General features: G+C 38.0%; 16 protein-coding genes. 9 read left to right on the forward strand and 7 right to left on the reverse strand.

Going from position 1 to position 16,776, the window contains the following annotated elements; genetic code table 11:
- Positions 1 to 139: 139 nt before the first annotated feature.
- The 3 genes from P9211_RS05290 to P9211_RS05300 are packed head-to-tail and all read left to right on the forward strand — an operon-like array spanning position 140 to position 4,069.
- Positions 140 to 1,954 (forward strand): DEAD/DEAH box helicase, encoded by a 1,815-nt coding sequence (locus P9211_RS05290; RefSeq protein WP_012195637.1) that lies wholly within the window; start codon positions 140 to 142, stop codon positions 1,952 to 1,954.
- Between the two features lie 12 nt (positions 1,955 to 1,966).
- Entirely contained in the window at positions 1,967 to 2,260 is a 294-nt protein-coding gene (locus tag P9211_RS05295; RefSeq protein WP_012195638.1) for a hypothetical protein, read from the forward strand.
- A gap of 18 nt (positions 2,261 to 2,278) precedes the next feature.
- The gene (locus tag P9211_RS05300) at positions 2,279 to 4,069 is read left to right on the forward strand and encodes an ABC transporter ATP-binding protein (RefSeq protein ID WP_012195639.1); all 1,791 of its coding nucleotides are present in this window, start codon (positions 2,279 to 2,281) and stop codon (positions 4,067 to 4,069) included.
- 40 nt (positions 4,070 to 4,109) lie between these two features.
- On the opposite strand, the gene psbP is transcribed toward P9211_RS05300, so the two are convergent.
- Positions 4,110 to 4,670: a photosystem II reaction center PsbP gene (psbP, locus tag P9211_RS05305; protein ID WP_012195640.1), complete on the reverse strand. Its 561-nt coding sequence runs from the start codon at positions 4,668 to 4,670 to the stop codon at positions 4,110 to 4,112.
- 117 nt (positions 4,671 to 4,787) lie between these two features.
- Between psbP and recR the strand changes: the two genes are divergently transcribed.
- Both recR and lipA read left to right on the forward strand, forming a co-directional pair.
- Positions 4,788 to 5,387, forward strand: coding sequence for a recombination mediator RecR (gene recR / locus P9211_RS05310; RefSeq protein ID WP_086934883.1), 600 nt, complete (start codon positions 4,788 to 4,790; stop codon positions 5,385 to 5,387).
- A 16-nt stretch (positions 5,388 to 5,403) separates the two neighbouring features.
- Positions 5,404 to 6,324: a lipoyl synthase gene (gene lipA, locus P9211_RS05315; protein WP_012195642.1), complete on the forward strand. Its 921-nt coding sequence runs from the start codon at positions 5,404 to 5,406 to the stop codon at positions 6,322 to 6,324.
- On the opposite strand, the gene P9211_RS05320 is transcribed toward lipA, so the two are convergent.
- From P9211_RS05320 to lysA, 6 genes are read right to left on the reverse strand one after another with little or no spacing between them, the layout of a single operon-like run.
- Positions 6,321 to 6,842, reverse strand: coding sequence for a hypothetical protein (locus P9211_RS05320; protein WP_012195643.1), 522 nt, complete (start codon positions 6,840 to 6,842; stop codon positions 6,321 to 6,323). The genes lipA and P9211_RS05320 overlap by 4 nt on opposite strands.
- Positions 6,839 to 7,801, reverse strand: coding sequence for a rhodanese-related sulfurtransferase (locus P9211_RS05325; protein ID WP_012195644.1), 963 nt, complete (start codon positions 7,799 to 7,801; stop codon positions 6,839 to 6,841). Before P9211_RS05325 ends, P9211_RS05320 begins: the two co-directional genes overlap by 4 nt.
- The gene (bioB, locus tag P9211_RS05330; protein ID WP_012195645.1) at positions 7,794 to 8,792 is read right to left on the reverse strand and encodes a biotin synthase BioB; all 999 of its coding nucleotides are present in this window, start codon (positions 8,790 to 8,792) and stop codon (positions 7,794 to 7,796) included. The genes P9211_RS05325 and bioB overlap by 8 nt, the downstream gene beginning before the upstream one ends.
- A gap of 10 nt (positions 8,793 to 8,802) precedes the next feature.
- The gene (gene uppS, locus P9211_RS05335) at positions 8,803 to 9,603 is read right to left on the reverse strand and encodes a polyprenyl diphosphate synthase (RefSeq protein WP_012195646.1); all 801 of its coding nucleotides are present in this window, start codon (positions 9,601 to 9,603) and stop codon (positions 8,803 to 8,805) included.
- On the reverse strand, positions 9,600 to 10,511 hold the full coding sequence (gene cdaA, locus P9211_RS05340) for a diadenylate cyclase CdaA (RefSeq protein ID WP_012195647.1): 912 nt from the start codon (positions 10,509 to 10,511) through the stop codon (positions 9,600 to 9,602). The genes uppS and cdaA overlap by 4 nt, the downstream gene beginning before the upstream one ends.
- Before the next feature lie 28 nt (positions 10,512 to 10,539).
- Entirely contained in the window at positions 10,540 to 11,907 is a 1,368-nt protein-coding gene (gene lysA, locus P9211_RS05345) for a diaminopimelate decarboxylase (RefSeq protein WP_012195648.1), read from the reverse strand.
- Between the two features lie 67 nt (positions 11,908 to 11,974).
- On the opposite strand from lysA, the gene P9211_RS05350 reads away from it, so the two are divergent.
- The 4 genes from P9211_RS05350 to P9211_RS05365 all read left to right on the forward strand — a co-directional run bounded on the left by P9211_RS05350 (position 11,975) and on the right by P9211_RS05365 (position 16,775).
- On the forward strand, positions 11,975 to 12,454 hold the full coding sequence (locus P9211_RS05350; RefSeq protein WP_225866190.1) for a GNAT family N-acetyltransferase: 480 nt from the start codon (positions 11,975 to 11,977) through the stop codon (positions 12,452 to 12,454).
- Between the two features lie 189 nt (positions 12,455 to 12,643).
- Positions 12,644 to 15,223: an ATP-dependent Clp protease ATP-binding subunit gene (locus tag P9211_RS05355; RefSeq protein ID WP_012195650.1), complete on the forward strand. Its 2,580-nt coding sequence runs from the start codon at positions 12,644 to 12,646 to the stop codon at positions 15,221 to 15,223.
- A 41-nt stretch (positions 15,224 to 15,264) separates the two neighbouring features.
- Positions 15,265 to 16,140: an alpha/beta fold hydrolase gene (locus P9211_RS05360; RefSeq protein WP_012195651.1), complete on the forward strand. Its 876-nt coding sequence runs from the start codon at positions 15,265 to 15,267 to the stop codon at positions 16,138 to 16,140.
- Positions 16,131 to 16,775 (forward strand): LmeA family phospholipid-binding protein, encoded by a 645-nt coding sequence (locus P9211_RS05365; protein ID WP_012195652.1) that lies wholly within the window; start codon positions 16,131 to 16,133, stop codon positions 16,773 to 16,775. Before P9211_RS05360 ends, P9211_RS05365 begins: the two co-directional genes overlap by 10 nt.
- Position 16,776 lies beyond the last annotated feature (1 nt).

Raw genomic sequence — 16,776 nt, forward strand, 5'->3', positions numbered from 1 at the left:
ATACCTCTTAATGGGAATATCACACAATGTTAGATTAAGAGAAACCTTTAAAAAAGGCGCGTCAACAAAGCACGGTTATATACCGATTGGAGGTTGTCTGCCTGATTTTTAAGGATTATCAGGGATAAAATTAAATTACATGGCCACGAAAAAAACTCAGGCTGGTTCTTCATGTTTAAAAAAGACAGGAAGTTCTAAAGAATTAAGCTTAGAAAGTGAAAGCGTTTCAGAGGTAGCTTCTAAAGACCAATCAAAACTTTCCATTAATGAAAATCCTGAAGTTCATAAATCTCTAGGTTTTGAAGGTTTTGGATTTAGTGATGATCTGATAAACACACTGGAAAGTAAGGGTTACAAAGACCCTACCCCAATTCAAAAAGCAGCCTTCCCAGAATTGATGCTCGGCCGAGATCTCCTAGGTCAAGCTCAAACAGGGACAGGAAAAACGGCTGCCTTTGCTCTACCAATACTTGAAAGGATAAAACAAGACACGCGTGCGCCTCAAGTTCTCGTCCTAGCACCTACGCGCGAACTTGCCATGCAAGTAGCAGATTCATTTCGTGCTTATGCCCAGGGAAGGCCCGAGGTTCAAGTTCTAGCAGTATATGGAGGCTCAGACTTCAGAGCGCAGATCAATGCACTCAGGAGAGGTGTACAAATTGTTGTGGGGACGCCTGGAAGAGTCATGGATCATATTAGACAAGGGACTTTTATAAAGACTGATTTGGAAACACTTGTTCTAGATGAAGCGGACGAAATGCTAAGGATGGGCTTTATTGATGATATTGAGTGGATACTCGAACAGTTGCCTGCAAAGCGTCAGATGATATTCTTTTCAGCAACAATGCCTAGTGAGATAAGACGTTTATCAAAACAGTATCTACATGAACCAGCTGAAATTACGATTAAAGCCCAAAAGAAAGAAGCTCAATTGATTCGACAAAGGTATATTGTAATTCAAAATAGTTTCAAGCTTGAAGCATTAAAAAGGGTACTTGAAACAACTGCAGATGAAGGAGTTATTATCTTTGCTAGGACAAAGGCCATTACCCTTAGACTTTCCGAAAGTCTAGAAGCCTTAAATCATAATGTCGCCGTTCTAAATGGAGATGTACCACAAACCTTAAGAGAAAGAACAATTGAACGCCTACGCCAGGGAGGTATAGATATACTTGTTGCAACAGATGTTGCAGCAAGGGGACTTGACGTAGAACGAATTGGACTTGTAATTAATTACGATATGCCTTTTGATTCAGAGGCTTATGTGCATCGCATTGGAAGAACTGGTAGGGCGGGGAGAACTGGGGAAGCAATCCTTTTCGTAAGCCCAAGAGAAAGATCTTTTATAAACAATCTAGAACGAGCGGTTGGTCAAAGTATAGAAAAGATGGAAATTCCAAATAATGAAATCATTAATCAACACCGAATTAACAAGCTCAAAAACAATTTGAGCCAAGCAGTTGAGACACCTAGACAACATGAAGAGGAAACAGAAATTCTGAAATGCCTGATTAAAGAAGTAGGTGAAGAATTAGAGATAGAGACTAAAGACATTGCAGTAGCCGCATTAAATCTTGCAATAGGTAGTCTCCCACTGAAAATTCAAGAGGACGAGAGTTGGTTAAGTCAACAAAACATCTCACGTAAAAACTATGACCGTCGAGACGATAGAGGCAGATCACGTCGAAAAAATAGCTTTAACTCCTCGCATCCTGATAAAGATAAAGAGCGTTATAAATTAGATGTAGGCCATAGAGATAGAGTAAAGCCAGGAAATATTGTAGGTGCTATAGCCAATGAGAGTGGTCTAAAAGGAAACATGATAGGCCGCATACAAATTTTTGATAATTACAGTTTAGTAGACCTACCTAAAGGTATGCCCACAAATATTTATAAAAGCTTGAAGACAGTTAAAGTAATGAATAAAGAGCTAAATATTAATCTTTATAAATAAGTAATTTTCAGAATGAATCGTCCTCTAACAACGAATTTATATATTATTCTTCTAATGTATACAGGTTTATTTCTAGTAACAGGAAAAGCAAATAGTGAAGAAACAAATGACCTTGTTACTATGTTATGTATGGCAAGTTTCAAAGCACAGATGCAATTCACCAAAGAGAAACCACTAGATGAAATGGGAGACTTTGCCTGTAAATGCTTTGTGAAACAAATAAACTCCGGTCTAACAATAAATAAGGCTCGTAACTTATGCAAAGAAGAAGCTACTAAGAGATTTAATTTTTCAAAACAAAATTAACCCTTTCTTTTTATACGAATGAATCGTTCAAAAATTAAAAATAAACCTCCTCTGCAAAGGCTACTTAGAAGTCAAAAAAAACATAAGAAGTTGATATTAGCTGCCATAACCTGTTCAGTTTTAAATAAAATCTTTGATTTAGCGCCTCCTGTTCTAATAGGTATATCTGTTGATGTAGTTGTTCGAGAAGATAAATCCTGGTTGGCTGGCTTAGGCTTTGAAGCAGTTACTTCTCAACTGGCCATTCTTGCCATTTCTTCATTCTTGATTTGGACAGCCGAATCATATTTTGAATACTTATATGGCGTTCTTTGGAGGAATCTTGCTCAAACAACGCAGCACAATCTTCGAATTCAAGCATATAGCCACATACAAAAGTTAGAGATGTCTTTTTTTGAGTCAGATAGTTCTGGAAGACTTCTGTCAATTTTGAATGATGATATTAATCAACTTGAAAGATTTTTAGACCACGGAGCAAACCAGATCCTTCAGTTAATTGTGACTGTGACCATAGTTGGTCTTGCTATGACTTATTTAGCACCAGGAGTTGCAATCTTTGCATTTGTACCTATACCTTTAATACTTATCGGATCTATAAAATTTCAAAAAGGTCTTGCTCCTAGATATAAAGATGTGAGAGATAAAGCTGGAGATCTAGCAGCTCGTCTTAGTAACAACTTAGGTGGAATGTTAACAATTAAGAGCTTTGCCACAGAATCATGGGAACTAGAGAGAGTAAATAATGACAGTAATTTGTATCAAATAAGTAATCAAAAGGCAATTAAATTATCTGCTGCATTTATTCCATTAATTAGATTTGCAATTCTTTTCGCATTTCTTGCAATCCTAATTGTAGGTGGCTTACAAGCTTGGAAAGGAATAATTGAAATTGGAAGCTATAGTTTCCTTATATTTATTACTCAAAGACTTCTTTGGCCCTTAACTACACTAGGGCATGTTTTAGATGACTATCAAAGATCAATGGCATCTACAAATAGAGTCCTAGACCTAATAGATACCCCAGTAACAATATCTAGTGGAAGAATAAGGCTTGGTTTAAAAAGTTTAAAAGGTAGAATAGAGTTTAATAATGTAAGTTTCAAATATAATGATCGCCCACTACTTTTAAATAGGTTCAACCTAAATATTCATGAGGGAAGTACTGTTGGAGTTGTAGGACCTACAGGTTCTGGGAAAAGCACATTAGTGAAATTAATACTAAGGCTTTATAAGTTAGATCAAGGCGATATTAAGATAGATGGAATTCCAATAGATCAAGTAGATCTATTGGATCTACGAAAGTGTATAGCGTTAGTTAGTCAAGAAGTTTACCTATTCCATGGCACAGTAAAAGAGAATATTTCTTATGGCAATAAAGCAGCAGGCCATGATCAAATTATCAAAGCTGCCCAACTTTCGGAGGCAGCTGAGTTTATTGAAAAACTACCTGAAGGATATAACACCCTTGTTGGGGAAAGGGGGCAAAAGCTATCGGGAGGACAGTGCCAAAGAATTGCATTAGCAAGAGCAATCCTAAAAGATGCGCCGATATTGATATTAGATGAAGCCACAGCATCTGTAGACAATGAAACTGAAGCAGCAATTCAGAGATCCCTCTCAAAGATAACTTCTAATAGAACAACTCTAGTAATAGCGCACAGATTAAGTACAGTTAAAAATGCAGATGAAATAATTGTTTTAGACCAGGGTTTAATTAAAGAGAGAGGAACCCACCATTCACTACTAAAAAACAAAGGTATTTATTTTGATCTTTGGAAAGTACAAGCTGGTTATGAATCAAACGAATAGATTAGAGGGCTTTGAAATTACTTAAATCAGGGAAATATTGTTATCCATAGAGGAAATTAAAGGAAGTAATAACACGACCAAATAGTTCTTTGACTCTAGGCCATCTATTCTCATTAGTACTAGCTGCCAAAGTGAATAGGGATCCTCGGTCAATAACTACTGTAGCCAACTCATGTCTATCTCTATTAGGAAGATGTATAGAGTACTCAATATCATAAAAGGTATGACCATCAAATTCTCTTTTTTGGGCATCTAATAATTCTGCCTGTCTACCAGCACCGTCAGCTGAAAAAACCTGCTCAATTAGTCTCTGCCCAACAGTTTTTGGTCCACCTAGTTCCTCGAGGTCAACATCTTCGTCTAGGTCTGAAACTACAAGACTAAGAGTTTCATCACTATTAATAACATCATGGAAAACAACTTCTGGGCCACCACTAACTGTTACTCGCGTCCATCCAGTTGGATAAAAGAATCCGTATCGACCATCGTTACTTTGAAAAGCTTCTAATCCAGCTGTTGATGAGGTATTACATGCAGTTACAGAGCAAATCAATAGGAATGCAAGAAAAAAGTTTCGAAAAGCTTTTAAAAAATTAGACATCGATAACCCTCAGTAACAAGTATTATGATAAAAAGTTGATTCAAAAATCTGAATACTTATTAAATTCTACTTTTGTTGTCAAAGACTGCTTAAATTTGTCTTATTCGCGAAAAACCTCTGAACGGCTTCACAAGACCACTTGCCCGTCTAATTGATCAATTTGAGCAATTGCCTGGGATTGGCCCCAGAACAGCGCAAAGGCTTGCGTTGCATTTATTGCGTCAACCAGAAGAAAGAATAAAAGCTTTCGCCAACGCACTGCTAAACGCAAGGAACCAAGTTGGGCAGTGTCAGCAATGTTTCCACTTGACAGAAGGTAACGAATGTGAAATCTGTTTAAACCAAAACAGACAAAGAAATTTGATCTGTGTTGTTGCTGATTCAAGAGATCTTCTTGCGTTAGAAAGAACCCGTGAATATAAAGGTCTCTATCATGTTCTTGGAGGGCTCATCTCACCAATGGATGGTATAGGTCCTGAATTATTAAACATTTCACCACTTGTAAAAAGAATCACTAGTGAAGAAACCACCGAGGTTATTCTGGCTCTTACACCCAGCGTAGAGGGAGACACAACTAGTCTTTACCTCGCTAAATTACTAAATGCCTTTGTAAAGGTAACAAGAATTGCATACGGACTGCCCGTAGGAAGTGAGCTTGAATACGCTGATGAAGTCACTTTAGCCCGAGCCCTAGAGGGACGAAGGACTGTAGAATAAAAAACTACTTACACTCATGACTACATTTAATAGACAAACTAAATACAGTAAAGTTCTTCCAGAAGAACGTCTTCCTAGTTGGATTAAGCCAGGCATTGGGAAGGCATCGCAATTAGAAAAAGTTCAAAAACTGGTCAAACGCAATAGATTGCACACAATCTGCGAAGAAGGGCGTTGTCCCAATCGAAGTGAATGCTATGCATCTGGTACAGCCTCTTTTCTTCTAGGTGGGTCAATATGCACAAGAAGCTGCGCATTCTGCCAGGTTGAGAAAGGAAAGTCTCCCCAAGAAGTAGATGTAAATGAAGCTAAGCGTGTCGCACAAGCAATACAACAGTTGAAACTCAATTATGTTGTACTTACTGCTGTAGCAAGAGATGATTTACATGATCATGGAGCAAGTATTTTTACAGAAACAATAGTTGCGATTAGAGAACTAGTGCCAAACATCAACATAGAAGTCCTAACACCAGACTTCTGGGGGGGGAGTTCAAATGAGGATACAGCTCTAAGACTTCAAAAGGAGCGTCTAGCTAAAGTACTCTCTGCAAAACCTGTATGTTTTAATCATAATCTTGAAACAGTTGAGCGACTCCAAAAAGAAGTCAGAAGAGGTGCAACTTACAGGCGATCTTTAGGTTTATTAAAAACAGCAAAAGAATTAGCTCCAAAGACTCCTACAAAGTCAGGTTTAATGCTTGGTCTTGGTGAAACTCTTGATGAAATAATCAAAACCCTTAAGGACCTAAGAGATGTCAATTGTCAACAAGTAACAATTGGACAATACCTCAGGCCTTCTCTTTCACACTTACCAGTCCATAAATATTGGCACCCATCAGAGTTCGATGACTTGGCTGATATCGCCAAAAATTTAGGTTTCCTCAAAGTAAATAGTGGACCACTAGTCAGAAGTAGTTATCACGCAGAAGAGAGCTAGGTCGAACTATTATTCATTGTCATCTCCCAAAGATTTCGACTGGATTTATAAACTTCATTACAGTTAGCTACCATTAAAGTTCCTGCACCTCCCCAAACAACTCGTAACAGCAAGTCGGAAGGGGCAGAGCCAACATCTCTGACAAATTCAAATCCTCGCATTCTGAAATACCTAGTCAATCTCTTATGTTGTCGACTGTCATCATGTATTGCCAACAACCGAGCACTCTTGCATATAGTTTCTTCCAAAGCCCATGCCATAGTCGCTGCCCAAATCAAATGGCCAACACCTTCGGGAGATCCTTTTCGAACTTGCATAGTGTCTAATTGCAAGCCATTAGTTCCGTAATAGGCCCATGCCTTCATTTCACCTAATATTTGCACTTTTTCTGGGGATAAATGTCTGCCAACTAAAAGTCTAAATGCCCACAAATTAAGAGGACGTCTGACTTTAACCCTCAAAAGCAGTCCACATTCGGAGGCTTGCTTTTCTAAAGCTGTAAGGCCGGTAGTAGTCATGCACTAGGCCATATAGAGTTTCCAGGTAGGCGTTTGTTAATCTTATCTATATGCTTCTGCCTTTCTGCAAATCTAGCGCGATCGTCATCATTAAAACTTTCAATGCAATGGTGACATTGAATACCAGGTATATAGCTTTCTTTCTCACGATCAACTGGCGAAAGAGGCATACCACATGCATAACAGAGTCGATGAACCCCTGGAAAGAGGCGATGGTCCAGAGCAACTCTTTGGTCAAAAACAAAACATTCACCTTTCCATCTGCTTTCAGTCTCAGGTATTTCCTCTAAATATTTAAGGATCCCACCTTGCAAATGATAAACATCAGAAAAGCCTCTTTCATTCAGAAACGATGTCGCCTTTTCACAGCGAATCCCTCCAGTACAAAACATTGCAATTCTCTTAGTAGAAGTGTTATTTATTATTGTTTTTAAGTTTTCATCGACCCATTTAGGAAAGTCTCGAAAGACTTCAGTATTCGGATTAATTGCTCCTTCAAACGTACCAATTCCAATTTCATAGTCATTGCGAGTATCAATCAACAACGTTTCAGGGTCATCTACAAAATCATTCCAATCAGAAGGTTTCACATAAGTTCCTACAGATTCAACTGGGTCAATACCAGCTATCCCCATCGTCACGATTTCATTCTTGCGACGAGACTTAAATCGACGAAATGCTTGCTTGGATGTCCAACTAAATTTAAGTTGCAATGGATTACTCAAGGGCAAGCCTTCCAATCTCTCTATTAATTTCTTGACAGCTTCTTTTGATCCACAGACAGTCCCATTGACACCTTCAGAGCCAACCAAAACACTACCCCGTAGTTGATACTGATTAGCAAGAGCAATCAAATCTTTTGGCAATGAGGAAAGCATCTCTTCATCTAAATTAGAGAAGCTATAAAAAGCTGCCACTTGTAGTTGATTACTGATAGTTCCAGCTGAAGAGTTATTCATGCAATGACCAATTCACTTGAACACCTGCTTTCGAAAGTAATTCTCTGTCTGCTTGGATGGCAGGATTTGATGTAGTAAGAAGAGTATCTCCATAAAAAATCGAGTCTGCTCCAGCAAGAAAACATAAAATTTGTGCTTCGTCACCTAATTGTTCTCGTCCAGCACTCAGTCGAACACGACTTAAAGGCATAAGAATTCTTGCAGTAGCTACCATGCGGACCATCTCAATGGGGTCTATGGAAGGGAGATCCTGTAAAGGAGTCCCCTCTACAGCTACCAAAGCATTTATTGGGACACTCTCTGGATGAGGACTCATATTGGCTAAAACTTTCAACAAAGAAGCTCTATCTTTTAAAGATTCGCCAAGGCCGATAATTCCTCCTGTACAAAGGGTAATACCTGCTGAACGAACTCTTTCAAGTGTTTCTATACGTTCTTGATAAGTACGAGTGGTAATAATCTGATCATAGTTTTCAGGGCTTGTATCAAGATTATGGTTATAAGCTGTTAATCCAGCTTCGGCTAAACGGAGTGCTTGATTGTCAGTAAGCATGCCTGCTGTTACACATGCTTCCATTCCAAGATCTCTAACACCTCGAACCATTTTCAGCATTGATTCAAAAGGTTGGCCATCTCGAATTTCTCTCCACGCCCAACCCATGCAGAAACGATCTGCACCTGCATCTTTAGCAGTTTTTGCCCTTTTAAGAACTTCTTCAACCTCAAAATCTGAATAGCTAGTGATATCGCTGCTGTTATGAATTGATTGCGAGCAATAAGCACAGTCCTCTTCACAGCCTCCTGTTTTAACACTTAATAGAGATGCAAGTTGAACCTTATAACCAGGATTAGTCAATCTATGAACTCTTTGCGCATCCCACAAAAGATCCATCAACGGTTTTTGTAAAAGTGATTCAACCTCAGAGAAAGACCAGTCATATCGGAGTTGAACTTCTTTTTGGTCAGCAGCTTTGTAATTAATCAAAGTCATAAAGTTAAAACTAGGTTTTGTTTCTATTAGAGGTAATTTGTTGTAGTCCTCCAAAGCGCCTAGAACGAGATTGGTAGTCTAAAAGGGCTTTTAAAAGTGAGCTCTTGTCAAAGTCTGGCCACAAAACATCAGTAACATGGATCTCTGCATAGGCCAATTGCCAAAGAAGAAAATTACTTAATCTTCTTTCACCACTTGTACGAATAAGAAGATCTGGGTCTACATCATTTGCAGTACATAGTTCAGCTGCAAAAACATTCTCATCTATTAAGGAAGGATCCAAATCTCCATTAACAGATTTTTCTGCAAGCCTCTGTGCCACCTTTACTAACTCTCTTCTACCGCCATAATTAGTGCACACATTAAAATGTATACCTTTGTTCCCTGAAGTTAATACTGTTGCCTCAGTTATCAAATCTTGCAGTTGTCCTGGTAATTGATCTAAATCACCAAGAAACCTAATTCTTACTTCTTGTAGAATTAGAGCCTCAAGTTCTCTTTTTAATACACGCTGAAATAATGCCATTAAAAAAGTAACTTCTTCACTAGGCCTTGACCAATTCTCTGTTGAGAAAGCATAAACAGTAAGTGCTTTTAGACCCCAATCACTGCATAAACGCAAAGTTGCTTTTAAAGCATCAACGCCTGCAATATGACCCTTAGTTCGTGATAAGCCCCGAGCTTTAGCCCACCTTCCATTACCATCCATGATCACAGCAATATGCTCTGGTGTCCGAAGAGGATCAAGCCCTTCAGGTAAAGACTGAGCAAAATGCTTTTGATCAGAGGTAATTGACGAAGAGTTCGTCATTGCAAGCTGTCCTTATTTGGAATCGAAGAAGAAAGTCCCGTATTTGGCTTTGAAGCTTTGTCATCAACAAGGTTATTAGAAACAGAGTCATTTAGACCGGAATTACTTGATGAGACTTTTGCAACCACTTTACCGGTTGGGGAACTCAAAAACTCCTTTAGAAGATCTAACAACCTACTACTAGTAATAGGCCTTTCAAGTCGCCCTTGATTAGCCAAAGATAAAGTACCACTTTCTTCAGAAACAACTACACATATACATCTATCAAACCTTTCTGTTATTCCAAGAGCAGCGAGATGCCTAGTTCCATAACGGCTTATGGTTTGTCTTGATAAAGGCAAGATAACTCCTGCAGAAATTATTCTATTTCCCTTAATCAATACTGCTCCATCATGTAGTGGAGTATCTGCCGCAAAAAGGTTTAACAATAATTCTGTCGAGACCTGAGCATCAATAGGAACGCCAGGATAAAGGAAATCTTCAGGTCTCAAGTCACTGCCCATATCTAAAACAATAAGAGCCCCTCTCCTATTTTGAGAAAGTTTCCCTGCAGCCTCACTTAAGAAAGAAACTGTACTCGCACTTGCTTGAAACTCTTTTTGAGGATTACCCAATAAAACAGCCAAGCGACCTGTCCCAAGCAATTCCATTAATCGGCGTAATTCTCCCTGCCATAAAATTGCTAATGATAATGAACAAACTAAAACTAAAGCATCAATTAATTTTGATGTAATTGGTAGGTCGGCAAACCGATTTACAAACCAAGCTAGAGATACAAGAAATAAATACCCCCTAAGAAGCCAAAGGGTTCTTTGCTCATTAACCCTTGAAAAAAGTAGGATCCCAAGTGCTGATGCAAACAATATGTCAAGCAAAAAGGGCAAATTTATTAGCCAGCCAAAATTCACTCCATCAACCCAGTTTCACTAAATTTACCTACCCTTTGGCAATAAAGCGATCTGGAAGGCGGTCATATCGCAATAGATCTTCAGGCAACTCTCTTACTTGAACAAGATCTGACTGTGCATTATTAACCAAAACTGAAGCCGGTCTTGGAATTCTATTGTAATTAGAGCTCATAGAAAGGTTATAAGCTCCTGTGCCAAAAACACCCAGGACATCACCACTAGAAGCGGTGGGTAAAGCAATATTATTTAAAAGAATATCTCCTGATTCACAATGTTTTCCAGCAATTGTGACGACCTGATCAGTATTAGCCAATGGTCTGTCAACTAAACAAGCTGTATAAGTGGATTGGTAAGTTATTGGGCGAGGGTTATCACTCATTCCTCCATCTATTGACAGATAGGTCTTTCCTCCTGGAATATCTTTACGAGCTCCAATTCTATAGAGAGTTAGCCCTGCAGTAGCAATAATTGACCTCCCAGGCTCACAAATCAGTCTTGGCAATTCAATATTTCTTGTATCAAATGCTTTAATAACAGCATTTGATACAGTTTCTACCCAACTATAAATATCTGGGGGATCATCAGAAGGAATATATTTAACACCAAGTCCTCCGCCAATATTTAAGTCTTTTATAGGATGACCTAGATCTTTTGCTCTTAAAAAGAAATCTGCCATAACTTCTACCAAATCCATATGAGGTGATAATTCGAAAATTTGAGAGCCTATATGTGCATGAAGACCAACTAATTTTGCCCATTTATAATCCTTTAATTGTGCAAATGTATCTGAAACTTGCTCAGGGTCAAACCCAAACTTACTATCTAAATGACCTGTACGAATATATTCATGCGTATGGCATTCTATTCCTGGGGTAAAGCGTAACATTAATCTAACACTACCTTCTTTATGGCTAATTAGTTTATCCAAGCGCTGTATATCATGTTGATTATCAATGATAATAGTTGCGTTACTCTCATGCGCTAGTAACAACTCCTTGTCAGACTTGTTATTTCCATGTAAAACAATTTGTTCCCCTGCGACACCACTTTTTAAGGCTGTAATTAACTCACCCTCGGAAACTACGTCTATACCCAGTCCTTCTGAAGCAACAATCCTATCAATAGCCAAAGAACTATTTGCTTTAGAGGCGTATAAAACAAAAGAATCCCCAGGGTAGCTTTGTTTGAGAGCCTTCCTATATGCCCTGCAAGAGCTTCTAATACTGGCCTCATCAATTACATAAAGAGGTGTCCCATATTGATTGGCAAGATCACTAAGCAAACATCCGCCAACTGTCATTCTATCTGAATTGTCCAGTTCAGCAGTAATTGGAGTTATGTTTCTATTGGGACTGTTTTGATCCTTATTTAAGTCGAAGAGCCTTGAAACACCCATGGTTTGGAAAGTAGAAAATTTAATAATGTAAATTTAATTAATTGATAGATTAACCAGATTGAATCATGTGGACAAAGAATTAGCTAAAAGAAAAGACTTATCTCTAGATAGGCAGGTGGTTTCACTTAACGAAGTTCATCTAGATCAATGCATGAGGCTAAATGATATAGCTCTAAATGGACTTTGGTCAAAAAGTCAATGGGAATACGAATTGAAGAGTGATTACAGGCATTGTCTAGGGGTTTCAGAGCAGGAGTCGCTAATAGCTATATCTTGCGGGTGGATTGTAGCCAATCAACTAGACATTACAGCAGTGGCAGTCGATCCCAGGTATAGAAGACTAGGTCTAGGGAGTAAAATTCTTTGTGCCTTAATAAATCATGCAAAATCAAAGGGGGCAACAAATGCAACACTTGAAGTAAATGAAGAAAATATTGATGGCATTAATTTCTATCGAAGTCTAGGTTTTCTACAAGTTGGTTATAGAAAAAACTACTACAAGGACCTTTCGTCAGCAATATTATTTTCTCTTTATATCGACCAATAATCTTTTTCTGAAAGCGAGGCAAAGAATATTAATTAGAAGCTATTTAAAACAAATACTTTGGGAAATTTCATAATAAAATATTGTTTTTAATTATACTCTTGGGAAATTACGGTATCCCGAAGGCTTACAAGCATCACATTAGCTTCTCAAGCCTGATAAGTTGGTTATAGAAGCACATTGGCCTAGACCATGTTCGAGAGGTTTACCGAAAAGGCCATCAAGGTGATAATGCTGGCCCAAGAGGAAGCAAGACGCCTTGGTCACAACTTTGTTGGAACAGAACAAATACTTTTAGGCCTAATAGGGGAAGGCACTGGAGTTGCTGCAAAAGTCCTAAAATCAGTGGGTGTAAATCTTAAGGATTCAAGAGTAGAAGTTGAAAAAATTATTGGCCGAGGGTCTGGCTTTGTTGCTGTTGAGATTCCTTTTACCCCTCGAGCAAAAAGGGTTCTAGAACTCTCATTAGAAGAAGCAAGACAACTTGGTCACAACTACATAGGCACAGAACATCTTCTATTGGGTCTTATCAGAGAAGGGGAAGGAGTTGCTGCGAGAGTATTAGAGAACCTAGGTGTGGATCTGACGAAAGTAAGGACACAAGTTATAAGAATGCTTGGAGAGACTGCAGAGGTAACTTCTGGCGGCGGCGGCGGCGGCGGCAAGGGGTCTTTAAAAACAGCCACGCTGGATGAATTTGGAACAAACTTAACCAAATTAGCTAGCGAGTCAAAATTGGACCCAGTCGTTGGCAGGTATGAAGAAATAGATAGAGTTATTCAGATACTTGGCAGAAGGACAAAAAACAACCCAGTTCTTATAGGTGAGCCAGGTGTAGGAAAAACTGCAATAGCTGAGGGATTGGCTCAACGAATTCAACAAGGAGATATTCCTGACATTTTGGAAGAGAAAAGGGTCCTAACCTTAGATATAGGTTTGCTTGTAGCTGGTACTAAGTATCGAGGCGAATTCGAGGAAAGGTTAAAGAAAATAATGGAAGAAATTAAATCTGCTGGGAATGTAATTCTTGTGATTGATGAAGTGCATACTTTAATTGGAGCTGGTGCTGCTGAAGGGGCAATTGATGCAGCAAATATCCTTAAACCTGCTTTGGCCAGGGGAGAACTGCAATGCATTGGGGCTACAACACTTGATGAATATCGAAAACATATTGAACGAGATGCTGCTTTAGAGAGGAGGTTCCAACCAGTCATGATTGGAGAGCCTTCCATAGAAGACACAATTGAAATACTTAAAGGGCTAAGAGAAAGATATGAGCAACATCACAGACTAAAAATTACTGATCAGGCCTTAGAAGCCGCCGCAAATCTTGGAGATCGCTATATCTCTGACAGATTTCTTCCTGACAAAGCTATTGACCTTATAGATGAAGCAGGCAGTAGAGTCAGATTATTGAATTCCAAATTACCTCCTGAAGCGAAGGAAGTTGACAAACAATTACGCAAAGTTCAAAAAGAAAAAGAAGAAGCAGTAAGAGACCAGAACTTTACAGAAGCAGGTGAATTAAGAGAAAAAGAAGTAAACCTAAAAAATCAAATTGCCTCGATATTAAATACTACAAAAGATAAAACCACTTTAAATGAAGGTGAAAAAGATAGTCAGCCTGACGCATCAGCTGAAGATAAAAAGGATAATAAAGAAAATATTTCACAAGAAATCAAAGGTGTCAATAGATCCCCAATTGTTAACGAAGAGGATATTGCTCATATTGTTGCTTCATGGACAGGTGTTCCTGTTCAAAAACTAACAGAAAGTGAATCAGTAAAACTTCTAAATATGGAGGATACACTTCATCAAAGGTTAATTGGTCAAGATGAAGCAGTTAAGGCCGTTTCGAAAGCAATTAGACGGGCAAGAGTTGGTCTCAAAAATCCAAATAGGCCTATAGCAAGTTTTATCTTTTCAGGACCTACTGGTGTTGGCAAAACAGAATTAACCAAGGCACTAGCTGCATATTTCTTCGGCAGCGAAGAAGCGATGATTCGACTAGACATGTCTGAATTTATGGAAAGACATACCGTCAGCAAACTAATTGGATCTCCACCTGGATATGTTGGTTTCAATGAAGGCGGACAACTAACTGAAGCAGTTAGAAGAAGGCCATACACAGTCGTTCTTTTTGATGAAATAGAGAAATCGCACCCTGATGTATTTAATCTGCTACTTCAACTTTTAGAAGAAGGTCGACTAACAGATTCAAAAGGAAGAACAGTTGATTTCAAAAACACATTAATAATAATGACATCTAACATAGGATCTAAAGTTATAGAGAAAGGAGGTGGCGGACTAGGGTTTGAATTCTCTGGTGAGAGCATCGAAGATAGTCAGTACAATAGAATTAAATCCCTCGTAAATGAAGAACTAAAGCAATATTTCAGGCCGGAATTCCTCAACAGGTTAGACGAGATAATAGTATTCCGTCAGCTATCTAGAGATGAAGTTAAAGACATTGCAGAAATTATGCTAAATGAAGTATTCCTAAGAATTAAAGATAAAGGCATAACACTATCAGTCACAGAAGCTTTCAAAGAAAGACTTGTAGAAGAAGGCTATAACCCTTCTTATGGAGCAAGACCTTTAAGGAGAGCAGTAATGCGACTCCTAGAAGACAGCTTGGCGGAAGAAGTTCTTTCAGGAAGGATTAAAGATGGAGACAAAGCAGAAGTAGATATCGATGAGAACAAGAAAGTTGTGGTTAAACACATTAACAAAGGTGCGACAAATTTAGAACTAGCCGGTGCAGGAGTATAAATTTAACAAGCTAATAATTAATACAATCAAAGAGGTTCAAATTGTATAATTACGAAGAAGGTTTTAATAAAACAATTGAAAATTTGCTTGACCCTTACGCCAAATCTCTTGCCAGAAAAGTAGAATGGTTTTACCTAGAAGGTATCTCATCAGATTATAATCAGCAATATCCGATAGCTATAACTGGGAAGGGCTCACCAGTTTTACTTATTCATGGTTTTGATAGTTGTTTCCTTGAATTTAGAAGACTAGTAAGTTATTTAGAAAGTTCACATAAGCTAATTATTCCTGATTTATATGGATTTGGATTCTGCCCACGACCAGAAAACACTCAATATGGCATAAATAAAATCATCGAACACCTAGAAGCAGTAATAGAAAGCATTGTAGGAGATTCTTCCATTGGCTTAATAGGGGCCTCAATGGGTGGAGGTATAGCAATTGAGCTAGCTAGAAAGGTTAATTCAAAAATAGATCGTCTATTATTACTTTCACCAGCGGGCATAATAGGAAAAGTTAAACCATTGCCAAGGCCACTAGATCAATTAGGCGTCTGCATTCTTAAGAATAAATTTGTTAGGAAGCAATTGTGTATTAAAGCATTTGCTAATCCAACAAAGGATGTTGGGGTACAAGAACAGCAGATAGCATCAATACATATAAATGTCCCTGGATGGAGTAGTTCTCTTGCAGCCTTTGCCAGATCTGGAGGAGTTGCAAATTGCGGAAAACCTGTTCCAAATCAACCCATAAAAGTAATATGGGGAGATAAAGATAAAATCCTAAATAAGGAAATAAAGGAATCTTCTATGAAAATCTTAAAGTGCGAATATGAGGAGATTCCAGAATGTGGCCACCTACCTCACTTAGACGTGCCAGAAGTTGTAGCAACTAATTGGCTTAAGAAATGGAAGTAAAAAAACATAGCCCCAGAAGCAATAATTCGTTCACCTCTCTAATTGAAACCTCTTTAAAACTCTGGATAAAAACAAAATGTAATAGCATTAAAGATTTATCTTTAGAAATTAATACTTCCCCTTCGAATCTTTTGAAAGGTCACGTATCCCAAGTCAATTTAGAAGCTAGCAAAGTAGACTTTAAAGGTATTATTATTGATAAAATAAATATCTGTGCAGAAGGTATAAAGCTAAAACTGCTTCTTTACAAATTAACTCCAAAAGTTTCACTATCGAAAGAATTCCATATAGATTTTGAAATATTATTATCAAAGGATGGTATTAATAAAATCATCTCTTCTGAGAAATGGTCTTGGATAAGAAGTTGGTTTAAAAAAGAGTTCTCTTTGAATTATCATTTTAAAATCCTAGGTATTAGAAATAATCTATTGATTCTACAAACTCTAAATAGTATAGAAGATATTACTATTGAAAAAAACCTTAGTATTAAAGTAATTAATGGTACATTGGAAATTTCGGATATTGCTTCTAAGAAAACTTCTTTATTTCCAATGGATGAGTCTATCAATATCAAAGAAGCGACAACAGATGATAATTCTATAAGAGTTAAGTGCTCCTCAAAAGTAACACCTTGAT

Origin of the sequence: Prochlorococcus marinus str. MIT 9211 (assembly GCF_000018585.1) — a bacterium.
In the GTDB taxonomy this organism is placed as follows: Bacteria; Cyanobacteriota; Cyanobacteriia; order PCC-6307; family Cyanobiaceae; genus Prochlorococcus_D; species Prochlorococcus_D marinus_B.

Coding starts and splice junctions, on each gene's coding strand:
- P9211_RS05290 (WP_012195637.1), top strand. CDS start 140: ATGGCCACGAAAAAAACTCAGGCTGGTTCTTCATGTTTAAAAAAGACA.
- P9211_RS05295 (WP_012195638.1), top strand. CDS start 1,967: ATGAATCGTCCTCTAACAACGAATTTATATATTATTCTTCTAATGTAT.
- P9211_RS05300 (WP_012195639.1), top strand. CDS start 2,279: ATGAATCGTTCAAAAATTAAAAATAAACCTCCTCTGCAAAGGCTACTT.
- psbP (WP_012195640.1), bottom strand. CDS start 4,670: ATGTCTAATTTTTTAAAAGCTTTTCGAAACTTTTTTCTTGCATTCCTA.
- lipA (WP_012195642.1), top strand. CDS start 5,404: ATGACTACATTTAATAGACAAACTAAATACAGTAAAGTTCTTCCAGAA.
- P9211_RS05320 (WP_012195643.1), bottom strand. CDS start 6,842: ATGACTACTACCGGCCTTACAGCTTTAGAAAAGCAAGCCTCCGAATGT.
- P9211_RS05325 (WP_012195644.1), bottom strand. CDS start 7,801: ATGAATAACTCTTCAGCTGGAACTATCAGTAATCAACTACAAGTGGCA.
- bioB (WP_012195645.1), bottom strand. CDS start 8,792: ATGACTTTGATTAATTACAAAGCTGCTGACCAAAAAGAAGTTCAACTC.
- uppS (WP_012195646.1), bottom strand. CDS start 9,603: ATGACGAACTCTTCGTCAATTACCTCTGATCAAAAGCATTTTGCTCAG.
- lysA (WP_012195648.1), bottom strand. CDS start 11,907: ATGGGTGTTTCAAGGCTCTTCGACTTAAATAAGGATCAAAACAGTCCC.
- P9211_RS05355 (WP_012195650.1), top strand. CDS start 12,644: ATGTTCGAGAGGTTTACCGAAAAGGCCATCAAGGTGATAATGCTGGCC.
- P9211_RS05365 (WP_012195652.1), top strand. CDS start 16,131: ATGGAAGTAAAAAAACATAGCCCCAGAAGCAATAATTCGTTCACCTCT.